22 protein-coding genes and 1 tRNA gene are annotated in these 24,336 nt (G+C 68.1%); 19 read left to right on the top strand and 4 right to left on the bottom strand.

Going from position 1 to position 24,336, the window contains the following annotated elements; genetic code table 11:
- The first annotated feature begins 18 nt into the window (after window positions 1-18).
- The gene (gene queE / locus CKO41_RS10650) at window positions 19-672 is read left to right on the top strand and encodes a 7-carboxy-7-deazaguanine synthase QueE (RefSeq protein ID WP_338115566.1); all 654 of its coding nucleotides are present in this window, start codon (window positions 19-21) and stop codon (window positions 670-672) included.
- A 10-nt stretch (window positions 673-682) separates the two neighbouring features.
- On the opposite strand, the gene CKO41_RS10655 is transcribed toward queE, so the two are convergent.
- From CKO41_RS10655 to CKO41_RS10665, 3 genes are all read right to left on the bottom strand, one after another.
- Window positions 683-1,237 carry a DUF427 domain-containing protein gene (locus CKO41_RS10655; protein WP_200382200.1) on the bottom strand — a complete coding sequence of 185 codons (555 nt, stop codon included), beginning with the start codon at window positions 1,235-1,237 and terminating at the stop codon, window positions 683-685.
- Between the two features lie 407 nt (window positions 1,238-1,644).
- A complete protein-coding gene (locus tag CKO41_RS10660; RefSeq protein ID WP_200382201.1) occupies window positions 1,645-2,271 on the bottom strand; it encodes a DUF938 domain-containing protein in 627 nt (208 codons plus the stop codon).
- Between the two features lie 19 nt (window positions 2,272-2,290).
- Complete coding sequence (locus tag CKO41_RS10665; protein WP_200382202.1) at window positions 2,291-3,232, bottom strand: fatty acid desaturase; 942 nt, start codon at window positions 3,230-3,232, stop codon at window positions 2,291-2,293.
- 189 nt (window positions 3,233-3,421) lie between these two features.
- Between CKO41_RS10665 and CKO41_RS10670 the strand changes: the two genes are divergently transcribed.
- Both CKO41_RS10670 and CKO41_RS10675 read left to right on the top strand, forming a co-directional pair.
- A complete protein-coding gene (locus CKO41_RS10670; protein ID WP_200382203.1) occupies window positions 3,422-5,086 on the top strand; it encodes a KAP family P-loop NTPase fold protein in 1,665 nt (554 codons plus the stop codon).
- Window positions 5,083-8,616: an NACHT domain-containing protein gene (locus CKO41_RS10675; RefSeq protein WP_200382204.1), complete on the top strand. Its 3,534-nt coding sequence runs from the start codon at window positions 5,083-5,085 to the stop codon at window positions 8,614-8,616. The genes CKO41_RS10670 and CKO41_RS10675 overlap by 4 nt, the downstream gene beginning before the upstream one ends.
- Window positions 8,617-8,664: 48 nt before the next feature.
- On the opposite strand, the gene smpB is transcribed toward CKO41_RS10675, so the two are convergent.
- Window positions 8,665-9,141 (bottom strand): SsrA-binding protein SmpB, encoded by a 477-nt coding sequence (smpB, locus tag CKO41_RS10680; protein ID WP_200254292.1) that lies wholly within the window; start codon window positions 9,139-9,141, stop codon window positions 8,665-8,667.
- Between the two features lie 289 nt (window positions 9,142-9,430).
- On the opposite strand from smpB, the gene tpiA reads away from it, so the two are divergent.
- From tpiA to CKO41_RS10760, 16 genes are all read left to right on the top strand, one after another.
- On the top strand, window positions 9,431-10,192 hold the full coding sequence (gene tpiA, locus CKO41_RS10685; protein ID WP_200382205.1) for a triose-phosphate isomerase: 762 nt from the start codon (window positions 9,431-9,433) through the stop codon (window positions 10,190-10,192).
- A 4-nt stretch (window positions 10,193-10,196) separates the two neighbouring features.
- Window positions 10,197-10,625, top strand: coding sequence for a preprotein translocase subunit SecG (gene secG / locus CKO41_RS10690; protein WP_200382206.1), 429 nt, complete (start codon window positions 10,197-10,199; stop codon window positions 10,623-10,625).
- 33 nt (window positions 10,626-10,658) lie between these two features.
- A tRNA-Leu gene (locus tag CKO41_RS10695) sits at window positions 10,659-10,743 on the top strand.
- 178 nt (window positions 10,744-10,921) lie between these two features.
- Window positions 10,922-11,278 (top strand): NADH-quinone oxidoreductase subunit A, encoded by a 357-nt coding sequence (locus CKO41_RS10700; RefSeq protein WP_200254209.1) that lies wholly within the window; start codon window positions 10,922-10,924, stop codon window positions 11,276-11,278.
- Window positions 11,269-11,745, top strand: a complete 477-nt coding sequence (locus tag CKO41_RS10705) for a NuoB/complex I 20 kDa subunit family protein (protein WP_200254211.1) — start codon at window positions 11,269-11,271, stop codon at window positions 11,743-11,745. Before CKO41_RS10700 ends, CKO41_RS10705 begins: the two co-directional genes overlap by 10 nt.
- 11 nt (window positions 11,746-11,756) lie before the next feature.
- A complete protein-coding gene (locus tag CKO41_RS10710; RefSeq protein ID WP_200382208.1) occupies window positions 11,757-12,506 on the top strand; it encodes an NADH-quinone oxidoreductase subunit C in 750 nt (249 codons plus the stop codon).
- Entirely contained in the window at window positions 12,499-13,755 is a 1,257-nt protein-coding gene (locus CKO41_RS10715) for an NADH-quinone oxidoreductase subunit D (RefSeq protein ID WP_200382210.1), read from the top strand. Before CKO41_RS10710 ends, CKO41_RS10715 begins: the two co-directional genes overlap by 8 nt.
- Window positions 13,755-14,297, top strand: coding sequence for an NADH-quinone oxidoreductase subunit NuoE (nuoE, locus tag CKO41_RS10720; RefSeq protein WP_200382212.1), 543 nt, complete (start codon window positions 13,755-13,757; stop codon window positions 14,295-14,297). Before CKO41_RS10715 ends, nuoE begins: the two co-directional genes overlap by 1 nt.
- A 4-nt stretch (window positions 14,298-14,301) precedes the next feature.
- On the top strand, window positions 14,302-15,579 hold the full coding sequence (gene nuoF, locus CKO41_RS10725; protein ID WP_200382214.1) for an NADH-quinone oxidoreductase subunit NuoF: 1,278 nt from the start codon (window positions 14,302-14,304) through the stop codon (window positions 15,577-15,579).
- 151 nt (window positions 15,580-15,730) lie between these two features.
- Window positions 15,731-18,139: an NADH-quinone oxidoreductase subunit NuoG gene (gene nuoG / locus CKO41_RS10730; RefSeq protein ID WP_200382216.1), complete on the top strand. Its 2,409-nt coding sequence runs from the start codon at window positions 15,731-15,733 to the stop codon at window positions 18,137-18,139.
- 4 nt (window positions 18,140-18,143) lie between these two features.
- On the top strand, window positions 18,144-19,178 hold the full coding sequence (gene nuoH / locus CKO41_RS10735; RefSeq protein WP_200382218.1) for an NADH-quinone oxidoreductase subunit NuoH: 1,035 nt from the start codon (window positions 18,144-18,146) through the stop codon (window positions 19,176-19,178).
- 14 nt (window positions 19,179-19,192) lie between these two features.
- On the top strand, window positions 19,193-19,684 hold the full coding sequence (nuoI, locus tag CKO41_RS10740) for an NADH-quinone oxidoreductase subunit NuoI (RefSeq protein ID WP_420826471.1): 492 nt from the start codon (window positions 19,193-19,195) through the stop codon (window positions 19,682-19,684).
- Between the two features lie 69 nt (window positions 19,685-19,753).
- Entirely contained in the window at window positions 19,754-20,371 is a 618-nt protein-coding gene (locus CKO41_RS10745; protein WP_200382220.1) for an NADH-quinone oxidoreductase subunit J, read from the top strand.
- Window positions 20,368-20,673: an NADH-quinone oxidoreductase subunit NuoK gene (nuoK, locus tag CKO41_RS10750; protein WP_200250895.1), complete on the top strand. Its 306-nt coding sequence runs from the start codon at window positions 20,368-20,370 to the stop codon at window positions 20,671-20,673. Before CKO41_RS10745 ends, nuoK begins: the two co-directional genes overlap by 4 nt.
- Window positions 20,674-20,788: 115 nt before the next feature.
- The gene (gene nuoL, locus CKO41_RS10755) at window positions 20,789-22,783 is read left to right on the top strand and encodes an NADH-quinone oxidoreductase subunit L (protein WP_200382221.1); all 1,995 of its coding nucleotides are present in this window, start codon (window positions 20,789-20,791) and stop codon (window positions 22,781-22,783) included.
- A 22-nt stretch (window positions 22,784-22,805) separates the two neighbouring features.
- The gene (locus CKO41_RS10760; RefSeq protein WP_200382222.1) at window positions 22,806-24,320 is read left to right on the top strand and encodes an NADH-quinone oxidoreductase subunit M; all 1,515 of its coding nucleotides are present in this window, start codon (window positions 22,806-22,808) and stop codon (window positions 24,318-24,320) included.
- The last annotated feature ends 16 nt before the right edge of the window (window positions 24,321-24,336 follow it).

A 24,336-nucleotide genomic window follows, 5' to 3' on the forward strand; every position in this document is an offset into this window, starting at 1 on the left:
GGTCCGCCGGTCTCCACCGTGAACGAGGCTGCCGCGCGCCTGCGCGTCACCGAGATCTTCCATTCGCTGCAAGGGGAGGGGCTCGCGGTCGGCGAGCGCACCGCCTTCGTGCGCCTGACCGGTTGCCCGCTGCGCTGTCGCTACTGCGACAGCGCCTATGCCTTCAGCGGCGGCACGCGGCTGTCCATCCCGGCCATCCTCGAACAGGTCGCCGCCTACCAGGTTCATCACGTCTGCGTCACCGGCGGCGAGCCGCTCGCCCAACCCGCCTGTCGCGCGCTCCTCACGGCCCTCTGCGATGCCGGCCACCTCGTCTCGCTCGAGACCGCCGGGGCGCTCGACCTGACCGGCGTCGACCCGCGCGTCGTCAAGGTCATGGACTTGAAGACCCCGGGCTCCGGCGAGGTGCACCGCAACCGCTACGAGAACCTGGCCCTGCTGACCCCTCAGGACCAGATCAAGATCGTCCTCTGCGATGAGGCCGACTACCGCTGGGCCGTTGCCCAGGTGCACGCCCGCGGACTCGATCGCTACGGCACCGTGCTCTTCTCGGCCGCGGCCGGCGAGCTGGCCCCGGCCCAACTCGCCGACTGGATCCTGCGCGATCGCCTGCCGGTGCGCCTCCAGGTCCAGCTCCACAAGCTCCTCTGGGGCGACGCCCCGGGGCGCTGAGCCGGCGTGCTCACCAGTGCCCGGTGCCGGGCTCGCCCTTGAACGGGCCGACGATCTCGTCGGTGATCCAGCCGCCGTAATAACCGCCGGCCTGCGGGCGTGCGCGCTGGCCGGCGACGAGGCAGCGCAGCAGTGCCGGGTAGGCGGAGAACCAGCCGGCGATCGCGGCGGCCGCATCGGTGGCACGAGGATAGCGCCACAGGGCGTTGTCGATGCGGCCCTCGTCGCCGAGGACGTGGAAATACTCCGCCTCGCCCTTCCACTCGCAGAAGGTGCGCCGCTCGGCGGCGACGAGCCGATCCCGGTCGAGCGCCTCGGGCGGGAGATAAAAGGTCGGCGGACTGCCGGTCTCCAACGCGCGGATCGCCCGCTCGGTGCGGGCGATGCAGATGTCGCCGGCGTACAGCTCGACGGTTCGGGTATCAGGGACGTAGGTCGGCGGGCGCGGATAGTCCCAGACCGATTCCTGGCCGGGTCCGGGGAGGACGGCGAACGCCGGTCGGGCCTGGCCGCGGTAGGCCCAGGCCCGGCGGGCTCGCTCGAGGTCGTTCTGGGTGGGGCTCATCGGCAGATCCTCCGCGTAGGATGGTTGATCCTAGAAAGGGCCGCCAGCGACCAGCGACCAGCTGCTTCCAGTCGTCTTGCCGCGCTTTTCGATGCCTGATGGCTTCACCCGCCAGGCGAGCTCCGAACATCTTCACTTGTGTCTCGCTTCAGAAATACCGAGGCCGCTCTTTCATGTCACCCTAAGGATCCGAGCACCGTAGGAGCCCGCTTGCGGGCGAGCAGCTCGCGCGGCGGCGAAGATCGCCCGCAAGCGGGCTCCTACCACGCCAGGGTTGCAGGCCGCCGCGTGCGGTCTCGGGAATTGCGCAGTCTTGCACTAGATCTTCGCTCGATGTCTAAGTGGCTGATTGTGAATGGCTGATAGCTGGAGGCTGGAGGCTGGAGGCTGGAGGCTGGGAGCTCTTCTCAGGTCGATGGTGCGTATTGGGGCGAGTCCCCTTTGCGCCGGCGCTGCCAGACCAGGGTGCGGTTATTGACCGGCATCGCGATGTCTTCGGCCAACCCCAGGCCGGCGCTCGCGGCGAAGCGCTCCAGGTCGTCCAGGTCGCGCACGCCGCTGGCCGGGTCGCGGCGGCGCAGCCAGGCGTCGAAGGCGACGTTGCTCTCGCTCTGGTGTCGCCCGCCGCGGCAGAAGGGGCCGTAGAGCAGGAAGAGGCCGCCCGGCGGGAGCAGCCGGCCGACGCCAGCGAACATCCGTGCGACTTGGGCGAGCGATAGGATGTGCGCAGTATTGGCGCTGAAGACGGCATCGAACGGCCCGTCCGGCCAGGTGCTGTCGACGTCGAGGGCGATCGGCGGCGGCAGGTTCGCGAGCCGCGCCTCGGTGACCCAGAGTCCGATCCCGGCGAGTTGCTCCGGGACGTCGCTGCACTGCCAGATCAGGTGCGGCAGGGCCGTCGCGAAGTGCACCGCGTGCTGGCCGGTGCCGCTGCCGATCTCGAGCAGGCGTCGCGCGGTACCCAGCCGCGGGGCGATGACGGCGAGGATCGGCGCCTTGTTCTCGTCGCTGGAGGGGTAGAAGGGCTTGTCCATGGGGGCTGCTCCGATCGTACTAGGCTGTCGGCCGTGCGAGTTGCTCCCAGGCGATCGCGGCGAACGGCCGCCGCGGCATGTCCGGATACCGCGCGCCCGCGAGCGGCAGGCCGGACCAGGGGATGTCGGGCCGGCGGTGGTGCACGGCGTGCAGGTTCGCGTGGAGGATCGCGCCCGAGGCCCAGCCCGGCAAGGTCAGGTCCATCGTGCGCCGCGGGTCGCCGGCCGGGCTGTGGTGGTAGATGTTGTCCATGAAGGAGACGAGCGCCCCGCGCCCGGCCACCGCCGCGAGCAGCATCCAGACCTGCGCGCCGTAGAGCAGGAGCCCGGTGCCGTAGAGGACGACGATCAGCAGGGCGTCGACGCGCAGCCGTGTCAGGATCGGCGTTGTCAGCAGCCCGCGTTCGGTCTGGTCGAGCAGCGCCCGCTCGCCGAGCGGGTGGCGGCGCGCTGCCTGCCGGGCGATCCAGCGCAGCGTTGGGCGCGGCAACAGCGCGAGGACGATGGCGGCGACCTCGAGCAGGTACAGGCCGCCGGCGAGGCGCAGGTAGTGCAGTGGGACCGCGAGGATCCGGGGCCGGGCGCGGGCCGGCTGCGCCTCGTCTGGCAGCCCGTAGACCCGATGATGGACCAGATGGCCGAGGCGCAGGATCGCGAGCGGCGAGCCAAACAGGATGCCGAGCGCCCGCCCGAGGCCGTCGTTCCAGCGCCGCACCGGGTGCAGCGAACCGTGGATCGCCTCGTGGATCAGTGCCCACAGCGTGGGGGTCACGATCACGAAGGGTATCCAGAGGAGCCCCCAGACCGGCTGGCGATCGGCGAGGGCCGGCAGCAGCAGGATCAGCGCGACGCCGCTCGCCAGGAAGCCCCCCGAGAGCGCCAGGTTCAGGTCGGTCCGGATCTCGGTTACCTGGCGCCGGGAGGCCGGCGCCGCGCCGGCTGCATCATCGCTCGTGGACATCGCGGATACCCTCCGGTCGCTCTCGCTCGCGGGATGCCGTCGTTGGCCCGCAGATGGGGTTGCGGGTCCGGCGGGACAAGCGGGGTGATTCGCTCTGGCCGGCCAGGACCGCGCCCTTGGCAGCCGCAACCCGTTGCAGTAGCTTCTCGGGTCGACCGCCGATGGATAACCAAGGAGCCGCAGCGGACCATGACGGACGCCAGCCCCCACTACCGCAATGATGTCTGGACCCTCGATGACGGTTTCGGCCTCGGCCGCGCCGGGGATCAGGTCGCGCGGATGGCCCTCGAGGTCGAGCCACCCTTCACGATTGGCGTCACCGGCAAGTGGGGTTCGGGCAAGACGAGCGTCATGCGCCGCGCCTTCGTCACCCTCGGTGGCAGGCCCATTCAGCAGGCGCTGATGTTCTCGGACGTGCCGAGCCAGGAAGAGGACGAGCAGGCTTGGGAGGCTTGGCTGTGCACTAACGAGCAGCGGCGGACTACCCTCGACTGGCCGCCTTTGACCGGAAGAGCGGTGGAGCAAACGCTCTGCGTCTGGTACTCGCCGTGGCAGCACCAGAGCGAGGGCAATCCGCTGGTGCCGCTGATTCGCGAGATCCAGGCCCAGTTCACGACCTGGCTCAAGGTCAAGGAGGGTGCCAAGAAGCTCAACCGCCAGGGGGGGTTGGCGGTCGCGAAGATTCTGGAACATCTGGCCGATGCCGCCTTGAGTCTGTATCTCGGAAAGCCCGCGCAGGTCGCGCGCGGGTTCACGGATGCGGTTGGCCAAGGCTGGCAGGCCGGCGACGAGGGCCTGACCAAGTTGAGCGACGGCCAACGCTTCCATCTGCTGTTCGAGGATGCCGTCGAGCAGGTCCTCAAAGCGAGGTTTGCGGATCCTAATAGAGAGCTGGAGCAGGGGGCGCGGCTTCTGATCTTCGTCGACGACCTGGACCGCTGCGAGGGCGAGGTCATCGTGCGGCTGCTGGAGACGATCAAGCTCTATCTCGGCACGCGCCGCTGCGTCTTCATCCTCGGGCTCGACGACGGTGCTGTCCTCGATGCGCTGCGCAAGCACCGCAGCGACTCCGACGAGGGCAATCGCGAGTATCTGGAGAAGCTTTTTCAGGCGATGCTCGCCATCCCGCTGCCCACCGAGACCGGCGTCCGCTCTGGCATCGAGGCGCAATTGCGCGCCCATGGGATCCCGCGCCCGGTGGCGCCCACGGCGTCAAGCGAGGCGCTCGGCCTGATCGAGACGGCACGGAGCAAGCTGGCCGCCGACGTCGAGCGTCTTCTGGAGCCCAACCCGCGCAAGATCAAGAACTTCGTCAATAGTCTCTGTGCGGCCTGGGCGATGCACGGCTGCCGGGACTGGATTGGCGCAAGCGACGACTTCGAGGGCGAGGCCCGCCGCTTCGCGCTGTTGCATTATCTCCGCCACTATCACAGACCCGTGTGGCGCCTGCTGGAGCGCCAGCCTGAAGCACTTCAGGCGCTCTTCGGGGTCTTATGCGGGGCCGAGGGGTTCGAGCCGATTTCCGCCGGGGATGAACAGGGGCTGCTTCGGGAGATCTTCTTTCGCGCCTTCAGCCACGTCCTCCAGACGAAGAATCCCGACCTGACCGATAGGCACGGCAACGAGTCGCTGGACGAGGTCGTCAAGCGCTTCCACGAGCGCCGGGACCGCAAACGTTCCGACGACAACTTCCGCGCGCTGTTCCGGGAATTATTCGATCAGGCTCGGAGGATCGATCCACGCCACATCTACCTCGTAACCGCCTCCGAACCGCAGGCGAGAGGCCCGTCGGATGAGGCGGCTGCACCGAGCAGCGGTCCCGAATCCGATCCGGATACGGGTCCGAACGCATGAACAAGTTGCACACGACGGCCGAGAAGAACGCCCGCGTCAGCGCCCGTGGGGAGTACGCGCGCTGGCTCGCGCGCCGCTTCGGCGATCTGGACCTGCTCCTGACCAAGGAGGGCGAGGATCGGGTCCACCTGCGCGATGTCTATGTCCCGCTGCGGCTCGACAGCGAGGATCGGGGCGATGAGCAGATGGGCGATGCGGCGGGCCTGAAGGCCGAGTCGCCGCCTGGGCGTGATGCCCGCGAGCTGATCGCCGAGCGCCCCCTGGTCCTGATCTCTGGTCGGCCCGGTAGCGGCAAGACGACGCTGGTCCAGGCCCTGATCGGCGAGCTGGCCAGCGACCGGGGGAGCGAGTTCCGCCGTCGGCTGGTCGGGCAGCGGGGCATCCTGCCGGTGCCGCTGATCCTGCGCGACTTCCAGGACGATCTGCCAGTCGTCAAGGACCTCGATGCCCTGCTCGACTGCTGGTGGCGCAACGCCGAGCGGGAGGCTGGCGACAAGGGCTATCGGCTCGATGTCGAGCGGCTGCGGCAGAGCTATGCGCCGGACGGCGACCGGCTCCGGCTGTTTCTGCTGTTCGATGGCATCGACGAGGTCGGCGGCATCGAGCCGCGCCGGAAGCTGCTCGATTTCGCGGTCGAGGCCGCGGAGTCGGGCCACCGGGTCGTCGTCACCGGGCGCCCGACCGGGTTTCGGGATCTGCCGATGGAGTCGGTGGACGCGGGTATTGCACTGGGTGCGGCTGGAATGGAGAGCAACGTCGGGATCGATGTCGCGGAGGAAGGTGCCAAATCGCCTGCGGGGCGGCGGTCAGCGCGAGGGGTGGGCTCATCACCGGCCATGGGTGTGGCAGGTTCTCGGTCGCCCGCGGAAGGGGCTCCTACCGGGGGGGCGGGCGTGAACTCGGCGTTGGTCGGCAACGAGTTCGTCCTCGATTTCGTCGCTCCGGCGCGGGTTTTTACAGCAACGCTGAAAACGAGCTCTAAGGTTCTCTTGCACTATGTCCAGCCCTTTGCCTGGTCGCAGATCCACGCCTTCATCGAGCGCTTCTTCATGATCCGCGACGAGTGGCGGGTCGAGCGCGAGCGCTTCCTCGCCGACTTCGAGGCGGCCCTGTCGGATCCGCAGCGTGGCTATCTGCTAAACCTGGCGCGGCGGCCGATCTTCCTGACGCTGATGGCCCTGGTCCATGCCAATGACCGGCGCATGCCCCATGGCCGGGCCGACCTCTATCGGCGGATCATCGACCTCTACCTGGTCCGACAGAACCAGCAACGGCGGCTGCGCTGGACCAACAAAGGCGCTGAGATGCCGCACTGGGACGAGCGCGAGGTGCGCCGCGCGCTCGGCTATCTGGCCTGGCGCAGCCAGCACCGCGGGGCCGAGGCCGAGGGGGCCGCGGAGCAGCGCGACCGGCGCCAGGTGATTTGGACCCATGCCGAGCTGCTCGCCGAGCTCAGGGGCCTGCTCGATCCGGCCGGCGCGGTCGGCGGTGGCTTCCGCGAGCTGCGGCCTGAGCATGCCGAGGAGCTGCTCGCCTACTTCCTGCACCCGACCGGCCTCCTCGTCGATCCTGCCGAGGGTCGCTACCAGTTCGCGCATCTGAGCTTCCAGGAATACCTCTGCGCCGAGTACATCCACGGCCAGGCGCTCGCCCGTGGCAGCCGGCGCTTTTTGGATGAGATCCGGAGATTGCTCTACCAGAACCTCGGCCTGCCCGGCTGGGACGAGGTTGGCCTGCTACTCCTCTGCATCCATGTCGGGCAGGGCGCTCAGGCCGAGCGCACCGCACACCTGGAACTGCTCGCCGAACTGGACCCGGCCGAGCGCTTTCAGGCGCGGCTCCTGGTCGCCGCGCTGACCGGACGGGAGCTCGACTTCACCGATGCCGAGCGCCTCCGCTGGCTGCCGGTCGTCGCGGCGACGGCATTGGTGCATCCAGACGATGCGCTGGCCGAGGCGTTCGCCCGCGTGCCGGTCTGGCGCGGACCGGGGCTCGCGCTGCTGCGGCAGCTCTTCGTCGCCGAGGACCCGTTCAGCCGGCTGCAGGACCAGGCGCGGGCCGACCCGCCGGGCGGTCTCGCGGCCGAGGACTGGGCTAGGCATAGCCTGAATGGCGCGATGCGCCAACGTTGGGATGCACCTCCTGCGGACGACGACGGCTGGTCGGTGGAATTCGGGCCGGACGAGGCCCGCGCTTACGCGCTGCTCGCCTTGACGAGCGACAGCGTCTGGGTCCCGGCTGTGCCCGGGCAGGGAACGGAACGGCCCATCGACGACCCGGCGCTGGAGTCGGCAATCGCTGGCTGGCTGACCGATAGGGTGTCTATGACCCCTGATCTTCTCTACCGGCGCGAGTCATACGAGAGGAGTGTGACGCTACCGTGCGCCACCCGTGCATCGTTCGAACTGGATCGGTTGGTGCCCGCGTCCGGGCCGCTCTGGTGCGCGCTGCTGTCCCGTATTCCGGCGGATGCTTGGCTGGTCCAAGGCGAACTCGCCGACCCTGATTTCTTTTTGATATTTTCCCAGGCGGCCGTGTTGGTTGGCCTGTATCCGTGCGGGGACGAGCGGCCGCCACCGGCGACCCGTGTTGTGTTGACCCTCTATCAGGTCGTTCAGATTGCGGACGCCATGGCCGGAGGCGAACGTTTTACGGAGTTCTCTCTGTCGCGGTCGCTGTCGCTGTCGCTGTCGCGGTCGCGGTCGCTGTCGCTGTCGCTGTCGCGGTTGCGGTCGCGGTCGCGGTCGCGGTCGCGGTCGCGGTCGCGGTCGCGGTCGCGGTCGCTGTCGCGGTCGCGGTCGCTGTCGCTGTCGCGGTCGCGGTCGCGGTCGCGGTCGCAGTCGCTGTCGCTGTCGCTGTCGCGGTCGCGGTCGCAGTCGCTGTCGCTGTCGCGGTCGCGGTCGCAGTCGCGGTCGCAGTCGCTGTCGCTGTCGCTGTCGCTGTCGCAGTCGCTGTCCGAGCAGGAAGGCCTCTCCTCTCCCGTACGGACGCTGCTGAGGCGCGCGTCGCAGCGTGCCGATTCCCTGAAGGATAAGCAACTCGATAAGCTGGCGGCGGCGCTCGAGACCTTCGGCTACCGCTTCGCCGCCCTCGATTGGTTTGGCGAGCAGGCGGGGGATCCCGACTTGATGCGCCGCCGCGGCCTGCGGCCCGGCGAGCCGTTGCCGCGCGAGCTGGGCCTCTGCGACGCGGAGGGTCGGATCAGGGAGCGGTTGTCACGAGACGCCGTTGTCCGGTTGCGCGAGTGGCTCGCCGACGACGACAGTGTCCTGCGGTGGGTCTTCCCGGAAGGCATGTCAGAGGCCGACGAGCGGGACCTGCGCGAGCAGCTCCACATCCTGCACCACTACGAGCGCCCGCAGGGCGCCCGCGGGCAGCCCTGGTCGCCGATCGCGGCGATCGATGTCGTCCTCGCCGACTGGTCCGCGACCGAGCCCGACCGCGAGGTCACCCTGGCCGCCGCCGAGCGCGACCTGATCGCCGTCCTGGAGCGGCTCTTTCCGGATGCCGCGGGGCGGGATGCTTCGTAGCTGAGAGGAGACAGAGCCGGCCTCTGCGCCAGCCGGCGGCCCTGCCGGTCAATGCTGCTTGAAGAGGCGCTCCTTCTCGCGCGCCCAGTCCTTGTCCTTCTCGCTCGCGCGCTTGTCGTGGAGCTTCTTGCCCTTGGCGAGGCCGATCTCGAGCTTGGCGCGGCCGCGCTTCCAGTACATGGCCGTCGGCACGAGCGTGTAGCCGGCACGCTCGGTCAGGCCGATCAGGCGGTTGAGCTCGGTGCGCTGGAGCAGGAGCTTGCGCGAGCGGGTCGGGTCCGGGTTGACGTGGGTCGAGGCCGTCGGCAGGGCCGAGATGTGGGCGCCGATCAGGAAGGCCTCGGCCTGGATGATCTTGACGTAGCCCTCCTTGAGCTGGACGCGCCCGGCGCGCAGGCTCTTGACCTCCCAGCCCTCGAGGACGAGGCCGGCCTCGAAGCGTTGCTCGATGTGGTAGTCGTGTGTCGCCTTCTTGTTGAGCGCGATGGTGGCGCTGCCGTCGGTCTTCTTCTTGCCCTTCGCCATGGTCCGAGTGTCGAGAGTTCTGTTGCTGGTGATTGCCGTCGATCGACGCCTGCATGATCGGGGCAAACGGGTTGTCGGTGCAAAGCCTTTCCCATGTCGGTCCCTCGCGGGTCGCCCGCAAGCATGCCCGATCCGGCCCGCCCGGCACCCGCGCAGCCCGCCGGCACGCCCCGTCGGCATCCCAGCATCGATCGGACCCGATCCGTCGCCTGATCGCCCCGGCCGCGGGGGTTGATTTTCTGTCGGTCAGCGGCTAAAGTCCCGTGCTCATTTGCGAGGAGAGCACCCCATGCGCAAGCCTCTGGTCGCCGGCAATTGGAAGATGAACGGCAGCCGTGCCAGCGTGGCCGAGTTGCTGGGCGGGATTCGGGCCGGGATCGGCGCCATCGCGAAGGCGGAGGTGGCCGTCTGTCCGCCCTTCCCGTTCCTTCAGATGACCGAGGAGGCGTTGCGCGGATCGTCGATCGCCTGGGGCGCCCAGAACCTCTGTACCGAGTCGGCGGGTGCCTTCACGGGCGAGGTCGCCGGCTCGATGATTCGCGAGTTCGGTTGCACCTACGTGATCGTCGGGCACTCGGAGCGGCGCGAATACTACGGCGAGGACAATCAGGTCGTCGCCCGCAAGGAGGCGATGGCGCGCGAGCAGGGGCTGGTGCCGATCCTCTGCGTCGGCGAGACCTTGGCGCAGCGCGAGGCCGGGATCACCTCGGAGGTGATCGCCGACCAGCTCGATGCGGTGCTCGAACTCAGCGGCGTGGCCGCCTTCGGTGCGGCGGTGATCGCCTACGAGCCGGTCTGGGCGATCGGTACCGGGCTGACGGCGACGCCGGCGCAGGCCCAGGAGGTGCATGCCTTCATCCGGGCGCGGATCGCCGAGCAGAGTTCGGACATCGCGACCAAGGTGCGGATCCTGTATGGGGGCAGCATGAAACCGGATAACGCGGCCGACCTGATGGGCCAGCCGGATATCGACGGCGGGCTGATCGGTGGGGCCTCTCTGAAGGCGAGCGATTTTCTCGCGATTTGCGCGGCGGCGGACGCCAGTTGTTGATGCCATGCAGACGATCTTGACCATCTTTCATGTCCTGCTGTCGATCGGCCTGATCACGCTGGTCCTGCTCCAGCACGGCAAGGGCGCCGATGCCGGCGCGGCCTTCGGCGGTGGCGCCTCGGCGACCGTTTTTGGCGCCCAGGGCGCGGGCAATTTCCTGTCGCGCACGACCGCGATCCTGGCGACGCTATTCTTCATTACGAGCATCGGTTTGGCGTACTATGCGACCCAGGCCGGCAAGCAGCGTAGCCTGATGGACGCGCCGGTCGAGACGGTCACCGTCCCGGCTGCCCCGCGGGAGTCCTCGGATGTGCCGGTGACGCCGATCGAGGCGCAGGTCCCGACGCCGACCGATGTGCCGGCGGCGCAGGGCGAGGCCGGCAGTGACGTGCCCGCGCTGGACGATGTTCCAGTGCCGCCGTCCAGCAATTGATTGGATTGGTTCATTGTCATCGCTCTTTAATTAGCCGACGTGGTGGAATTGGTAGACACGCTATCTTGAGGGGGTAGTGGCGCAAGCCGTGACGGTTCGAGTCCGTCCGTCGGCACCATTTCACAACGGCATGTCGGCTCGCCGACATGCCGTTTTCTTTGCCCGAAACATCGGGTAAGTGTTTGAAATAAAAACGAACCCGACCGATCTACGGGTTGACATTTGGGCGCTCGCTAAACTATTATCGAACGCCTATGCCGTAGATTGAGAAAATCTATAAATAGCCGGGGGGACAAGTGCTCGACAATTATCTGCCCGTCCTGATCTTCATCCTCATCGGGATTCTGGTGGGTGTCGGCCCGCTCGTGCTGGGTTATTTCCTCGGTCCCCGCCGCCCCGATCGGGAGAAGGACTCGCCATACGAGTGCGGTTTCGAGGCGTTCGAGAGCGCCCGCATGAAGTTCGACGTCCGCTATTACCTGGTCGCGATCCTGTTCATCATCTTCGATCTCGAAATCGCCTTTCTGTTTCCGTGGGCCGTCGCCCTGGAGGGCCTGGGCATGGTGGGCTTCGTCGCCATGACGCTGTTCCTCGGCATCCTCGTCGTCGGCTTCATCTACGAATGGCGAAAGGGGGCGCTCGAATGGGAATAGAAGGTCTGCTCGAGGAAGGCTACGTCACGACGACGGCCGACCGACTGATCAACTGGGCCCGCACCGGCTCCATGTGGCCGATGACCTTCGGTCTCGCCTGCTGCGCGATCGAGATGATGCACGCCGGGGCCGCGCGCTATGACATGGATCGCTTCGGCATGATCTTCCGGCCGAGCCCGCGCCAGTCCGACGTGATGATCGTCGCCGGCACCTTGGTCAATAAGATGGCCCCGGCCCTGCGCAAGGTCTACGACCAGATGGCCGAGCCGCGGTGGGTCATCTCGATGGGCTCGTGCGCCAACGGCGGTGGCTACTACCACTATTCCTATTCGGTGGTGCGCGGCTGCGACCGCATCGTGCCGGTCGACGTCTACGTGCCCGGTTGCCCGCCGACGGCGGAGGCCCTGCTGTACGGCATCCTCCAGCTGCAGAACAAGATCCGCCGCACCAACACCATCGCCCGCTGAGCAGCAATCCCATGGCAAACGAGGAACCGAACACCGGCGATGCCAGGCTCGACCCCCTTGTGTCCGCACTGGCGTCGCACTTTGGCGAATTGGGCTGCGAGACCCTCTGCGATCGCGGCGAGGTGACCCTCGTCGTGCCGGCCGCCGAGCTCCTGCGCGTCGGCCAGACGCTGAGGGACGACCCGGACCTGCGCTTCGAACAGCTGATCGATCTGTGCGGCGTCGACTATGTCGCCTACGGTCGCGACGAGTGGGAGACGGTCGATGCGTCGACGAGCGGCTTCGGTCGCGGCGTCGAACCGATCGCCGACCTGGCCCTCGACGACCCGCGGCGGTTCGCCGTCGTCTACCACCTGCTGTCGCTCGGGCACAACCGGCGCCTGCGCCTGCGGGTCTACGCCGGCGGGGCCGAGCCGATGGTCGACTCGGTGCACGGCCTCTGGCCGGCCGCCGACTGGTTCGAGCGCGAGGCCTTCGACCTCTACGGCATCCTCTTCCGCGGTCACCCGGACCTGCGCCGCATCCTGACCGACTACGGGTTCCTCGGCCATCCGTTCCGCAAGGACTTCCCGCTCAGTGGCGAGGTCGAGATGCGCTACGACCCCGAGCAGCAGCGGGTCGTCTATCGGCCGGTCGAGATCGAGCCGCGCATCCTGGTGCCGAAGGTCATCCGCGCCGACAGTCGCTACCTGAAGGATGGCGCGCCAACCGCGACGCCAGCTGGGACCCCAGCTGGGACCAAGGGTGCCGCCAATGCCTGAGATCCGTAATTACACGCTGAACTTCGGTCCCCAGCACCCCTCCGCCCACGGCGTGCTGCGCCTGGTGTTGGAGATGGACGGCGAGGTGATCGAGCGGGCCGACCCGCACATCGGTCTGCTGCATCGCGGCACCGAGAAGCTCGCCGAGTCCAAGCCGTTCAATCAGAGCATCGGCTACATGGACCGGCTCGACTATGTGTCGATGATGTGCAACGAGCACGGCTATGTGCGGGCGATCGAGAAGCTCCTCGGGGTCGAGGCGCCGATCCGCGCCCAGTACATCCGCACGATGTTCGATGAGATCACGCGGATCCTGAACCACCTGATGTGGCTCGGCGCCCATGGTCTCGACATCGGCGCGATGTCGATCTTCATCTACTGCTTTCGCGAGCGCGAGGACCTGCTCGACTGCTACGAGGCGGTCTCCGGCGCCCGGCTGCATGCGACCTATTACCGCCCCGGCGGCGTCTACCGCGACCTGCCCGAGCGGATGCCGCGCTACCAGGGCGGCTCCAAGTGGCACAGCGACAAGGAGATCGCCGAGCGCAACGCGACGCGCGAGGGGTCGTTGCTCGATTTCATCGAGGCCTTCACCGAGCGCTTCCCCGGTTGCGTCGACGAGTACGAGACCCTGCTCACCGACAACCGCATCTGGAAGCAGCGCACCGTCGGCATCGGCGTCGTCTCGCCGGAGCGCGCCGTCGCGCTCGGCTTCACCGGCCCGATGCTGCGCGGTTCCGGCGTTGCCTGGGACCTGCGCAAGAAGCAGCCCTACGCAGCCTACGATGCGGTCGACTTCGACATCCCGGTCGGCGTCAACGGCGATTGCTACGACCGCTACCTGGTGCGCATCGAGGAGATGCGCCAGTCCAACCGCATCATCCGGCAATGCGTCGACTGGCTGCGGGCCAACCCGGGTCCGGTGATGGTCGAGGACCACAAGGTCGCCCCGCCGAGCCGCGAGGCGATGAAGGCCGACATGGAAGCCCTGATCCACCACTTCAAACTCTTCACCGAGGGATACTGTCCGCCCCCGGGCGAGGTCTACGCGGCGGTCGAGGCGCCCAAGGGCGAGTTCGGCTGCTACATCATCAGCGACGGTGCCAACAAGCCGTATCGGCTCAAGGTGCGGGCCCCGGGGTTCCCCCATCTGGCGGCGATGGACGAGATGGCCCGCGGCCACATGCTGGCCGACGTGGTGGCCATCATCGGCACCATGGACATCGTGTTTGGGGAGATCGACCGCTAATGGGCTTCAGAGACACACCGGCGGGGGCGGCGCCGTCGCCAGCAGACCCGCAGCGAGACAAGGGGCAACTCTTCACCCCGGAGATCCGCGCCGCGATCGACCGCGCCATCGCCCAGTATCCGCCCGAGTGGCGCCAGTCGGCGGTGATGCCGGCCCTGACCCTGGTCCAGGAGCACAACGGCGGCTGGCTGAGCCGCGAGCTGATGGACGACGTGGCGGCCTATCTCGACATGCCGGCGATCGCCGTCTACGAGGTCGCGAGCTTCTACTCGATGTACGACCTCGAGCCCGTCGGGCGCCACAAGGTCTGCGTCTGCAACAGCGTCTCCTGCATGCTCAACGGCTCCGAGGACCTCATCGGACACGTGACCGACAAGTACGGCGTGCGTCCCGGCGAGACGACCCCCGACGGGCGTTTCACCCTCAAGGAGGTCGAGTGCCTCGGGGCCTGCCGGCACGCCCCGGCCGTGCTGGTCGGCAAGACCTACCACGAATGTCTGACGCCGCAGGCGCTGGACCGGCTGATCGAGGATCTGGAGTAGCTCAATGGTCCAGAATCAGAACACCGTCTGCTTCCGCACGCTGCACCTGGAGCGACCCTGGGCGCTCGAGACCTATCGCCAGGTCGGCGGCTATGTCCAGTGGGAGCGAATCCTCGCCGAGAAGACCGACCCGGATGCCCTGATCGCCGAGGTCAAGGACTCGGTCCTGCGCGGGCGCGGCGGGGCCGGCTTCCCGACCGGCCTCAAGTGGAGCTTCATGCCGCGTCAGGCACCGGGCCAGAAGTACATCGTCTGCAACTCCGACGAGGGCGAGCCGGGCACCTGCAAGGACCGCGACATCCTGCGCTACAACCCGCACCAGCTGATCGAGGGCATGGCCATCGCCGGCTACTGCATCGGCGCGACGGTCGGCTACAACTACATCCGCGGCGAGTTCTACGAGCCCGGCGCCCGCTTCGAGGCGGCCGTCGCCGAGGCCTATGCGGCCGGCCTGCTCGGCAAGGACATCGGCGGCTCGGGCATCGACTTCGACATCTACACCCATTACGGCGCTGGCGCCTACATCTGCGGCGAGGAGACGGCCCTGCTCGAGTCGATCGAGGGCAAGAAGGGGCAGCCCCGCTTCAAGCCGCCGTTCCCGGCCCAGGTCGGCCTCTTTGGTCGACCGACGACGATCAACAACACCGAGTCGCTCGCCTCGGTGCCCGTGATCCTGGAGAAGGGCGGCCAGTGGTTCCTCGAGCAGGGCCGGCCGAACAACGGCGGTCCGAAGCTCTTCTCGGTCAGCGGCCACGTCGAGCGGCCCGGCAACTTCGAGGTGCCGCTCGGCACGCCGTTCAAGGACCTGCTGGCGCTGGCCGGCGGGGTCAAGGGCGGCAAGCGGCTCAAGGCCGTGATCCCGGGCGGCTCGTCGGTGCCCGTGGTGCCGGGCGAGACGATGATGAAGGTCGACATGGACTACGACTCGCTCGCCAAGGTCGGCTCCATGCTCGGCTCGGGCGCGGTCATCGTCATCGCCGAGGGGACCTGCATGGTCAAGGTGCTGAGCAACCTCGCGCACTTCTACGCCCACGAGTCCTGCGGCCAGTGCACGCCGTGCCGCGAGGGGACCGGGTGGCTCGCGCGGGTCCTGCATCGCATCGAGCACGGCCAGGGGCGACCCGAGGACCTGGCGCTCCTCGACAGCGTCGCCGGGCGCATCGGCGGGCGCACCATCTGCGCCCTCGGCGATGCCGCCGCGATGCCGGTACAGAGCTTCCTGAAGCACTACCGGCACGAATTCGAGCACCTGATCGTGCACGGTACACCGCTGGCGGCCTGACGCCGGTGGAGCGCAGCGTCGCGCACGCCTGCGGAGCCACTGACGGCGGAGCGCCGCCCGCGCGGCGGCGTCGGCCTGTCATCGACATCGCCAATTGCCGGAACGCGTCGCCCTCGGCGGCCGCGCCCGGGCTGTTCATCGCGAGATATCCATGACGGACAAGGTCACCATCGAAATCGACGGCCGCACCTGCGAGGCCCAGCCCGGTGAGATGATCATCGCGGCCGCCGATCGGGAGGGCATCGTCATCCCGCGCTTCTGCTACCACAAGAAGCTCTCGATCGCGGCCAACTGCCGCATGTGTCTGGTCGAGGTGGAGCAGAACGGCCGGCCCTTTCCGAAGCCGCTGCCGGCCTGCGCGACGCCGATCGCCGCCGGCATGCGGGTGCAGACCCGCTCGGCGAAGGCCCTGGAGGCGCAACGCGGGACGATGGAGTTCCTGCTGATCAATCACCCCCTCGATTGCCCGATCTGCGATCAGGGCGGGGAGTGCGAACTGCAGGACGTCGCGATGGGCTACGGCGACGACCTCTCGCGCTACAGCGAGGGCAAGCGCGTCGTCTTGGACGAGGACCTGGGGCCGCTGATCGCGACCGACATGACGCGCTGCATCCACTGCACGCGCTGCGTGCGCTTCGGCGCCGAGATCGCCGGCGTGCGCGAACTGGGCGCGACCGGCCGCGGCGAGGATATGCGCATCGGCACCTACGTCGGCCACACGGTCGCCCACGAACTCTCGGGCAATGTCATCGACCTCTGTCCGGTCGGTGCCCTGACGGCCAAGCCGTCGCGCTTCCAGGCCCGCGCCTGGGAGTTGCGGACCGTCCCCGGCGTCGCCCCGCACGACGCGCTCGGCGCCAACATCGAGCTGCATGTGCGCCGCGGGCGGGTCATTCGCATCCATCCGCGCGACAACGAGGCGGTCAACGAGACCTGGCTCGCCGACCGCGACCGCTTCAGCTATGCCGGCCTGTACAGCGACGACCGCCTGTGTGAGCCCATGGTCAAGCGCGACGGCGAATGGCACCCGCTGCCCTGGGCCGATGCCCTGCGGCTTGCGGCGACTGGCCTCGCGGCCCGCGCCCAGTCGGATGCGGCGGCCGTCGGTCTGCTGATGTCGCCGAGCGCGACGCTGGAGGAGATGTATCTCGCGCAGAAGCTGATGCGCGCCCTCGGGGTCGCTAACCTGGATCACCGGCTGCGCCAGCAGGACTGCCGCAGCGACGCGGCCGACCCGGCCCTGCCTTGGCTGGGCGTGCCGATCGCCGAGGTCGAGCGCCAGGCCGCGCTGCTCCTGATCGGCACGGACCTGCGTCAGGAGCAGCCGCTGCTCGCCCACCGGGTGCGCAAGGCGGCGCTGGCCGGCGCCTCGGTGACCCTGGTCAACCCCTACCGGCTGGACCTCACCTTCGCGAACCGCCAGTTCGTCGCCGATCCGGCCGCGATGCTCTTGGAGCTGGCCGCGATCGCCAAGGCCCTGGGTGGCGCGGCGAAGGAGGCCGGGGGGGCGGTCGCCGACCTGATCGGCATGGCCAAGGCCAACGCTGGCCACAAGGAGACGGCCAAGCAGCTGCGCGCCGCCGGCAAGCAGGGCGCCGGGTTGATCCTGCTCGGCGCGCTGGCCGCGGCGCACCCGGACTACAGTCTGCTCAAGGCCCTGGCCTACCGAATCGCCACCGCGAGTGGCGCCCGGGTCGGTTTCCTCCCGGCCGGGGCCAACGGCGTCGGTGCCCATCTGGCCGGCCTCGTCCCGCATCGCGGGCCGGGCGGTGCGCCGCTCGCGGCGCCGGGCCTCGCGGCCGCGGCCATGCTCGCCGCGCCGCGCCGCGCCTACCTCCTCTGGGGGCTGGAGCCCGATCGCGACCTCGCCGATCCGGCCCAGGCGCAGCGCGCGCTGGCCGGCGCCGAGCTGGTCGTCGCCGCCACGAGCTTCCGTACCCCGGCGCTGGAGGCCCTCGCCGACATCCTGCTGCCGATCGCCGCCTTCGCCGAGACCTCGGGGACCTTCGTCAACGCCGCCGGGACCTGGCAGGGCTTCGCCGGCGCCGTGGTCCCGCCCGGTGAGGCCCGCCCGGGCTGGAAGGTGCTGCGCGTCCTCGGCAACGAACTCGGGCTCGCCGGCTTCGAACAGACGAGTTCGGCCGAGGTCCTCGCCGAGTTGCGCGCCGCGGGCGGCGAGGCGACGCCCGACAATGCGCCGGCCGGCGACCCCGAGGCCATCGCCCCGGTGCCGGCCCCGGTATCGGCCGAGCGGCCCGACCTGTGGCGGATCGGGAACCTGCCGATCTACGCGATCGATCCGCTCGTGCGCCGCGCCCCAGCCTTGCGACACACGCCGCTCGGCGAGGGGCTCGCGGTGCGCCTGCACCCGGAGGAGGCCGCCGCCCGCGGGCTCGCCGACGGCGATGCCGTCCTCGTCGCCCAGGGCGAGGCCCGGGCGACGAGCCGGGTCGTCCTCGATGCGGCCGTCGCCCGCGGCTGCGCGCGCATCCCGAGCGGGGTGCCCGGCAGCGAATCGCTCGGTGCGTCGATCGCGCCCGTAACGCTGGAGAAGGTGTGAGGCCATGATGGAGCTCTGGACGTCGTTGCCGGTGATCGTGCGCATCCTGCTCGGGATCGTCGCCATCCTGTTGCCGTTGCTCGGGTTGGTCGCCTACTACACCCTCGCCGAGCGCAAGATCATCGGCTACATCCAGGTGCGGATCGGCCCGAACCGGGTCGGCTTCCGCGGGCTGCTTCAGCCGATCGCCGACGCGGTCAAGCTGATGTTCAAGGAGATCGTGATCCCGACGCGGGCGGACAAGGGCCTCTTCCTGCTCGCCCCGATGATCGCGATCGCCCCGGCGCTCGCGGCCTGGGCGGTGATCCCGTTCGATGCCGGGCTGGTGCTCTCTGACATCAACGCCGGCCTCCTCTACATCCTGGCCCTGACCTCGCTCGGGGTCTACGGCATCATCATCGCCGGCTGGGCATCGAACTCGAAGTATGCGCTGCTCGGTGCGATGCGCTCGGCCGCGCAGATCGTCTCCTACGAGATCGCGATGGGCTTCGCGCTGGTCGGCGTCCTGGTCGCCGCCGGCAGCCTCAATCTCGGGGCCATCGTCGGCGCCCAGAGCGGCAGCGCCCTGACCTGGTTCTGGCTGCCGCTGCTGCCGCTGTTCGGCGTCTACCTGGTGTCGGGGGTCGCCGAGACGAACCGCGCGCCCTTCGATGTGGCCGAGGGCGAGTCGGAGATCGTCGCCGGCTTCCACGTCGAGTACTCGGGGATGGCCTTCGCGGTCTTCTTCCTCGCCGAGTACGCGAACATGATCCTGATCGCGACCCTGACCGCGCTCTTGTTCTTCGGCGGCTGGCTCTCGCCCTTCCCGCAGGCCTGGGTCGATGGCGTCTTCCTGCTCGATGACGGCTTCCACTGGCTGCTCGTGAAGGTCTTCTTCTTCATGTTCGTCTTCCTCTGGCTGCGCGCGACCTTCCCGCGCTACCGCTACGACCAGATCATGCGGCTCGGCTGGAAGGTGTTCATCCCCATCACCATCGCCTGGATCCTGGTCGTCGGCCTGGCGGTGGTCTACAAGCTGCCCCCCTGGTGGGCGGTCTGAGCGGAGGCGCCGAGATGCTGCAAGCGGTACGCAACTACATCCAGAGCCTGCTGCTGATCGAGCTGTTCCAGGGGCTGCGCCTGACCGGGGGCTACCTGTTCAAGCGCAAGTTCACGGTCCAGTATCCGGAGGAGAAGGCGCCGATCTCGCCGCGCTTTCGCGGGCTGCACGCACTGCGCCGCTATCCGAACGGCGAGGAGCGCTGCATTGCCTGCAAGCTCTGCGAGGCGACCTGTCCGGCGCTGGCGATCACGATCGAGGCCGAGCCGCGCGCCGACGGCTCGCGGCGCACGACGCGCTACGACATCGATCTGTTCAAGTGCATCTACTGCGGCTTCTGCGAAGAGTCCTGCCCGGTCGACTCGATCGTCGAGACCGGGATCTACGAGTACCACTTCGAGCGGCGCGGCGAGAACATCATGACCAAGGAGAAGCTGCTCGCGATCGGGGACAAGTACGAAGAGCAGATCGCCGCCGCGCGCGCCGCCGACGCGCCGTATCGCTGAGCGCGGCGCCGGCCCGCCCGGCCGGCGCACGAGGGGCAATGGGGTTCAACACAGCGACCGGATGAGACTATGGGCTTCGAGAAGTTTCTCTTTTACTGCTTTGCGGCCATCACGGTGGTCGCCGCCGGCATGGTCGTCACCCGCCGCAATCCGGTGCACGCGGTCCTCTATCTGGTGCTGGCCTTCGTCAGCAGCGCCGTGCTCTGGCTCCTCATCGAGGCGGAGTTCCTCGGCATCGTCCTGGTGCTGGTCTATGTCGGCGCCGTCATGGTGCTGTTCCTGTTCGTCGTCATGATGCTGGACGTCGACCTCGCGGCCCTGCGCGCCGGTTTCGTGCGCTTCCTGCCGATCGGGGGGCTGGTCGCGGCGGCGATGGCCGTGCAGATCTTCCTCGTCGTCGGGCCGGCGAACTTCGGCCTGGAGGCCTTTCCGAAGCCGCCGGCCGCGCCGGCCGAGTACAGCAACACCGAGGCGCTCGGCCTGGCGCTCTACACCGAGCACCTCTATCCGTTCGAGATCGCGGCCGTGATCCTGCTCGTCGCGATCGTCGCGGCGATCCGCCTGACGCTGCGCCGCCGTCCCGATACCAAGTACATCGACCCGAGCGCCCAGGTCCAGGTCAAAAAGGGGCCAGACCGTGTCCGTCTGGTCAAGATGCCGGCCGAGGGCAAGGTGGAGACGCCATGATCACACTCGCCGACTATCTGATCCTGGGCGGCATCCTGTTCGCGATCGCCGTCGCCGGCATCTTCCTCAACCGGAAGAACGTCATCCTGCTGTTGATGTGCATCGAGTTGATGCTGCTCGCGGTGAACATGAACTTCGTCGCCTTCTCGCACTTCCTCCAGGACATGGCGGGGCAGGTCTTCGTCTTCTTCATCCTCACGGTCGCGGCGGCCGAGGCGGCCATCGGCCTGGCGATCCTGGTCGTGCTGTTCCGCAACCGCCGCACGATCGACGTCGAGGACATGGATCTGCTCAAGGGGTGAGGCAGCGGCGCCGGGGGGGCGCCGGTCGATAGAAGACTTGGGGTAATCCGGTATTACGAGGGCCGGCGCGGCGTGCGTCGCGGGTGGCCTCGGCTCAACCAAGCACAGGCATGTCATGGAAAATCTCTACCTGACCATCGTGCTCGCGCCGCTCGTCGGCTCCATCGTTGCCGGCTTCTTCGGTGCCCGCATTGGGCGTGCCGGTGCGCATTGGGTCTGCATCCTCGGCGTGGGCCTCTCGGCGGCGCTGTCGCTGTCCGTCGTCGCGGGCTTCCTCTGGGGCGACCTGGAGCCCTTCAACGAGGCCGTCTACACCTGGGCGGTCAGCGACGGGGTTCGCTTCGAGATCGGCTTCCTCGTCGATCGGCTCACGGCCTCGATGATGGCGGTCGTGACCTTCGTCTCGCTGATGGTCCACATCTACACGATCGGCTACATGGCCGACGACGACCACAATTGGCCGCACGAGTCCCTGGCCGGGCGCCACAGCTACCAGCGCTTCTTCAGCTACATCTCGCTGTTCACCTTCTCGATGCTGATGCTGGTGATGTCGAACAACTTCCTCCAGCTCTTCTTCGGCTGGGAGGCGGTGGGTCTCGTCTCCTACCTGCTGATCGGCTTCTGGTCGACGCGCGAGTCGGCGATCTTCGCCAACATGAAGGCCTTCATCGTCAACCGCGTCGGCGACTTCGGCTTCATCCTCGGCATCGCCGCGATCGCCGCCTACTTCGGTTCGCTCGACTACGCGGAGGTCTTCGCCGCGGCCCCAGGGCTGGCCGATGTCGAGGTCGCGCTGTTCGGCGGGGTCTCGCTGCTGACGCTGATCGGCGTCCTGCTGTTCATCGGCGCGATGGGCAAGTCCGCGCAGATGCCGCTGCACGTCTGGCTGCCGGACTCGATGGAGGGTCCCACGCCGATCTCGGCGCTGATCCACGCCGCGACCATGGTCACGGCCGGTATCTTCATGGTCGCGCGGATGTCGCCGCTCTACGAACTCTCGGAGACGGCCCTGTCCTTCATCCTGATCGTCGGCGCGACGACGGCCTTCCTGATGGGGCTGATCGGCCTGGTGCAGAACGACATCAAGCGCGTCGTCGCCTACTCGACGTTGTCGCAGCTCGGCTACATGGTCGCCGCGCTCGGCGCCTCGGCCTACGCCGCCGGCATCTTCCACCTGATGACCCACGCCTTCTTCAAGGCCCTGCTGTTCCTCGCCGCCGGCTCGGTCATCATCGCGCTGCACCACAACCAGGACATCCGCACGATGGGCGGGATCCGCCGCTACATGCCCATCACCTGGCTGACCGCGCTGATCGGCTCGCTTGCGCTGATCGGTTTCCCGGGCTTCTCGGGCTTCTTCTCGAAGGACGCGATCATCGAGGCGGTTGGCGCCTCGCACGTCTTCGGCGCGACCTACGCCTGGGTCTTGCTGACGGTCGGCGTCTTCGTCACGGCCCTCTACAGCTTCCGGATGTACTTCCTCGTCTTCCACGGCCAGCCGCGGATGGACGAGCACGCCCGCGCCCACCTGCACGAGTCGCCCTGGGTCGTCACGGTGCCGTTGATCCTGCTCGCGATCCCGTCGATCTTCATCGGCTGGTACGCGGTCGAACCGATGCTCTTCGGCGACTGGCTCGCCGGGGCGATCCATGTCGCCCACGAGCACGACACGCTGGCGCACATGGCCGAGCACTACCATGGGCAGTGGGCCTTCATCCTCCACGGCATGACCATGCCACCGTTCTTCCTCGCGATGGGCGGGCTGGCGGTCGCGGCCTGGGTCTACTGGTGGTTGCAGCGGCGCAATCCGGACATCGACGCCGAGCTGCAACGCCGCGCCGGTCCGCTGGCGGCGATCCTCGAGAACAAGTACGGCTTCGACGACTTCAATCAGCGCGTCTTCGCCGGCGGCAGCCGCGGCATCGGCCAGGTCCTGTGGCAGACGGGCGATCGTCGCCTCATCGACGACGGGCTGGTCAACGGCTCGGCGCGGACCGTCGGCCAATTGGCGGCACGGGTGCGTCACATCCAGACCGGCTTCCTCTATCACTACGCCATCGCCATGATCGTCGGCCTGATCGTCCTGCTGACGGTCTTCGTGACGCTCTGACGCCTAAGGGAGACGGACTGGCATGCAATTCGATGTTCCCCTTCTGACCCTGGTCATCTGGCTGCCGATCCTCGGCGGCGTCGCGGTGCTGGCCAGCGGCGATCAGGCGGCCGAGCTCTCGAAGCGGCTGGCGCTGGCGGTCGCCGTGGCGGCCTTCGCGCTCAGCCTGCCGTTGTGGCTCGCCTTCGACAGCTCGACGGCGCAGATGCAGTTCGTCGAGCGGGCGCCCTGGATCCCGGGCTTCGGCGTCGAGTACCACCTGGGCGTCGACGGCATCTCGATGCCGCTGATCCTCTTGACGACCTTCACGACCATCTTCGTCATCCTGGCCGGCTGGGAGGTCATCAAGCAGCGGCCGTCGCACTACATGGCCGCCTTCCTGATCATGGAGGGGCTGATGATCGGCGTCTTCTCGGCGCTCGATGCGGTCCTCTTCTACGTCTTCTGGGAGGCGATGCTGATCCCGATGTTCATCATCATCGGGGTCTGGGGCGGGCCGAACCGGATCTACGCGACGATCAAGTTCTTCCTCTACACCTTCTTCGGCTCGGTCTTCATGCTGATCGCGCTGATCTACATGGGCTTCAAGGCCGACTCGTTCAGCATCCTCGCCTTCCATACGCTGCCGCTGGGGATGACCGAGCAGATCCTGATCTTCATCGCCTTCCTGCTCGCCTTCGCCGTCAAGGTGCCCATGTGGCCGGTCCACACCTGGTTGCCCGACGCCCATGTCGAGGCCCCGACCGGCGGCTCGGTGATCCTGGCAGCCATCATGCTGAAGATCGGCGGCTACGGATTCCTGCGTTTCTCGCTGCCGATCACCCCCGACGCGAGCAGCCAGCTCGACTGGCTGATCATCGCGATGTCGCTGATCGCGGTCGTCTACATCGCCTTCGTCGCCCTGGTTCAGCAGGACATGAAGAAGCTCATCGCCTACTCGTCGATCGCCCACATGGGCTTCGTCACGCTCGGCTTCTTCATCGCCTTCGCGATCATCCAGCGCGCCGATTTCGACAGCGGGGCCGTCATGGGCATCCAGGGCGGCATGGTCCAGATGATCTCGCACGGCTTCATCTCGGGCGCCCTGTTCCTCTGCGTCGGCGTCCTCTACGACCGGCTGCACTCGCGCCAGATCGCCGACTACGGCGGCGTCGTCAACACCATGCCCGTCTTCGGCGCCCTGATGGTCTTCTTCGCGATGGCCAACGCCGGCCTGCCCGGCACCTCCGGCTTCGTCGGCGAGTTCCTCGTCATCCTGGCGAGCTTCAAGGCCGACTTCTGGTTCGCCTTCCTGGCCGCGACGACGCTGATCCTCGGCGCCGCCTACACCCTCTGGCTGGTCAAGCGGGTCGTCTTCGGTCCGGTCGGCAACGAAGGGGTCGCAGGGCTCACGGACATCAATCTGCGCGAGCGTATCGTCCTCGGCGGGCTGGCCGCCGCGGTGCTGATCGTCGGCCTCTGGCCGGCGCCGCTGCTGGAGGTCATGGACGCCACGGTGCAGGGCCTGGTGCAGCACATCGCGATGTCGAAGCTGTAGGCAAGAACGGATAGCG

This window comes from Thiococcus pfennigii, from assembly GCF_016583835.1.
Lineage (GTDB): Bacteria > Pseudomonadota > Gammaproteobacteria > Chromatiales > Chromatiaceae > Thiococcus > Thiococcus pfennigii.